Genomic DNA, 3353 nt, shown 5'->3' with positions numbered 1-3353 from the left:
TGCACGCGCTGGAACCTGGCCCTCGTCGAGGACGCCGCCGAATCCCTGGGCAGCGTCTACAAAGGCCGCCACACCGGCACCTTCGGCTTGCTGGGCACGCTAAGCTTTAACGGCAACAAGATCATGACGACTGGCGGCGGCGGCATGATTCTGGCCGGTGAAACGCTTGGCACCCGCGCCAAGCACCTCACCACGACGGCGAAGAAGCCTCATCCGTACGAATATGCACACGATGAGATTGGCTACAACTACCGCCTGCCCAATATCAACGCCGCGCTCGGCTGTGCCCAGCTGGAACAGCTCGAAAGTTTCATCCACGCCAAGCGCGCCCTGGCTGGGCGCTATGCCGAGCAATTGAAGGGCAGCGATCTGCAGTTCGTCAAGGAACCCGCCGAATGCCGCTCCAACTACTGGCTGAACGCCGTCATCTGCGACAGCCGCGAACAGCGTGATGCCCTGCTCAAGGCCACCAACGACCGGGGCGTGATGACCCGCCCGATCTGGGCATTGATGAACCACCTGCCGATTTACGCGCACTGCCGCAAGGGTGAGCTGAGCAATGCGCAGTGGCTGGAAGCACGGGTAGTCAATTTGCCCAGCAGCGTTCTGCCGGAGTTTTTGCGGTGAAGCGCAAGATCGCCGTTTTTACGGGCACTCGTGCCGAATACGGCCTGCTTTACTGGTTAATGAAAGACATCCAGGCCAGCGCAACGCTGGAGCTGCAGCTCATCGTCAGTGCGATGCACCTCTCGCCCGAATTCGGCGAAACATGGAAGCAGATCGAACAAGACGGCTTCAACATCGACGCCAAGGTCGAAATGCTGCTGTCGTCCGATACCCCGGTAGGCGTGGTCAAGTCCATGGGCTTGGGCACCATCGGTTTTGCCGACGCACTTGACCGCCTGCGGCCCGACGTTCTGGTCGTGCTCGGTGACCGTTTCGAAGCGCTCGCGGTGGTTCAGGCCGCCCTCATCATGCGGATTCCGGTTGCACACTTGCATGGCGGCGAGATTACCGAAGGTGCCTACGACGACGCAATCCGCCACGCCATCACCAAGATGGCCAGCCTGCATTTCGTCGCAGCCGAACCCTATCGGCAACGGGTGATACAGATGGGCGAGGCCCCAACCACGGTTTTCAACGTTGGCGCTGTCGGCCTGGACCACCTCCGGCGCAGCCCGAAGATGACGCTGGACGAGCTTTCCGCCAGCTTGGGCTTTGAACTGCGAGAGCCCTATCTACTCGTCACTTACCACCCGGTCACCGTGCTCGAAGAAAACTCTGTGGAGAGTTTCAAGGCGCTCCTGGCTGCGCTCGACAAATTCCCTGGTTATCAAGTCATCCTGACCTACCCCAATGCGGATAATGGGGGCCGAGCGATCATTCCTCTTCTGGAAGCGTATGCACAAGGCCAGCCTGATCGGGTTCTTGCTATTCCTTCACTTGGCTTCAAACGTTATCTGAGCGCACTAAGCAAGGCGGCAGCCGTTGTTGGCAACTCGTCCAGTGGCATTATTGAAGCACCTGCATTCGGTATTCCGACGGTCAACATCGGTACAAGGCAACTCGGCCGACTGGCGGCGGATTCGGTACTGCACTGCCCGCCAACCGCCAGTGCGATTGAACCGGCACTCATCAAGGCGCTCTCGCAAGACTTTGCCGGGTATTGCCGAAACGTGCTCAATCCCTACGGGCAAGGCAATGCGGCGACAGAGATCGTCAGGGTTCTTGAGTTGCACACGGGAACCTTTCACAAACACTTTCATGACCTGGGTACCACCTGATGAAGCGATCCGATCCTGACAAGGTCTACATCATCGCCGAAGCCGGCGTGAACCATAACGGCCAACGCGAGCTGGCCTTTTCGCTCGTCGACGCCGCCGCCGAGGCGGGTGCAGACGCAGTGAAATTTCAGACCTTTGATGCGCAAAAGCTTGCCTCGAAAAGCGCGCCAAAGGCGGCGTACCAGAAGCAAAGTACCGATGCCGCGGAAAGCCAGCTGGCAATGCTGAAAAAACTCGAACTGCCCCGTGACTGGCACGTCGAGCTTCAGGCTTATGCGCAGAAAAAAGGCATTGAATTTCTTTCCACTGCCTTTGACACGGACAGCCTCGCCTTCCTGGTTGAGCTGGGCATGCCCGTGTTCAAAGTCCCCTCGGGCGAACTCACCAACGGCCCGCTGCTGTGGCAGTTTGCCCGCACACGCAAACCGCTGATCCTCTCCACTGGCATGGCAACGTTGTCAGAGGTTGAACAGGGTTTGGCCATCGTGGCGCATGCGCTGAACGCAGATGCCGAGCCCGCCAATATGGACGAGGTCTGGCGCGGCTGGAGCAGGCTTGAATACAGAACCAGCCTGCGTGGTCACGTCACGCTGCTGCACTGCACCTCGCAATACCCCACGCCCTTCCATGAAGTGAACCTGCGCGGCATGGATACGCTGGCTTCAGCCTTTGGCCTGGAGGTTGGTTATTCCGACCACACCGAGGGCATCTTGATTCCGGTGGCGGCGGTGGCTCGCGGCGCCAAGGTCATCGAAAAGCATTTCACCCTGGATCGCAGCCTGCCCGGACCGGACCACAAAGCGTCGCTCGAGCCGGGCGAGCTGAAACAGATGGTGAGCGATATCCGTGCGCTGCAAGTGGTGCTTGGCGATGGCAGCAAGACCCCGCAGGCCAGCGAATGGGATACGCGTCAGGCAGCCCGGCAGCAGGTGGTGGCAGCCCGCGACATTCTCGCGGGCGCCGTTCTGACACGAGCAGACCTGACGACCGCACGCAGCGGGCGTGGTCTGCCGCCTACAGCGCTGTGGGGCCTCATCGGTCAGCCGGCCGGCCGCAGTTTCGCCACAGGGGAACTCATCACGCCATGAGAGCGACCGAAATGGACAGGCAAGCCCTCGTGATGATTGGCGCCGGTGGCCATGCCAAGGTGCTGCATGCACTGGCGCTGGCGCTTGGCCACAATATGGTGGGGGTGTGTGACCCGCAACTGGTTGAGCAAGGCCAAGCCCACTGGCGAGGCATTCCTGTTCTCGGTGGCGATGACGCCCTGGAGCAATTGGACCCCGCCGCAGTGGGCTTGGTCAATGGCATTGGCCAGCTGGTCGGGAGCCGTGCGCGTGAAGAGGTCTATACACGTCTGCGGCAAGCGGGTTTTCACTTCCCTGCACTGGTGCACCCTGCAGCATGGGTCGCATCCAGCGCCAGGCTGGCACAAGGGGTTCAGATCATGGCTGGCGCGGTCGTCCAGCCTGATTGCAGTATCGGAGAAAACACCATCATCAACACCCACGCCAGTGTGGATCACGACTGCGTCATTGGCGCAAACGTCCACATGGCGCCCGGTGCAAC

General features: G+C 60.5%; 4 protein-coding genes. All 4 read left to right on the top strand.

Annotated elements, in window-relative coordinates; genetic code table 11:
* On the top strand, window positions 1–627 hold a 627-nt coding region (locus RMO23_RS01980; RefSeq protein WP_309678422.1), incomplete at its 5' end, for a DegT/DnrJ/EryC1/StrS family aminotransferase.
* Window positions 624–1784 (top strand): UDP-N-acetylglucosamine 2-epimerase, encoded by a 1161-nt coding sequence (gene neuC / locus RMO23_RS01975; protein WP_309678421.1) that lies wholly within the window; start codon window positions 624–626, stop codon window positions 1782–1784. The genes RMO23_RS01980 and neuC, both read left to right, overlap by 4 nt.
* Window positions 1784–2872, top strand: a complete 1089-nt coding sequence (gene neuB / locus RMO23_RS01970; protein WP_309678420.1) for an N-acetylneuraminate synthase — start codon at window positions 1784–1786, stop codon at window positions 2870–2872. Before neuC ends, neuB begins: the two co-directional genes overlap by 1 nt.
* The coding region (locus RMO23_RS01965) for a sugar O-acyltransferase (RefSeq protein WP_309678419.1) at window positions 2869–3353 on the top strand (485 nt) is incomplete at its 3' end. The genes neuB and RMO23_RS01965, both read left to right, overlap by 4 nt.

Origin of the sequence: Polaromonas sp. (assembly GCF_031411155.1) — a bacterium.
Lineage (GTDB): Bacteria > Pseudomonadota > Gammaproteobacteria > Burkholderiales > Burkholderiaceae_C > Polaromonas.
Note: the sequence above shows the minus strand (reverse complement) of the source record. Positions and strands in the feature narration are given on the sequence as shown.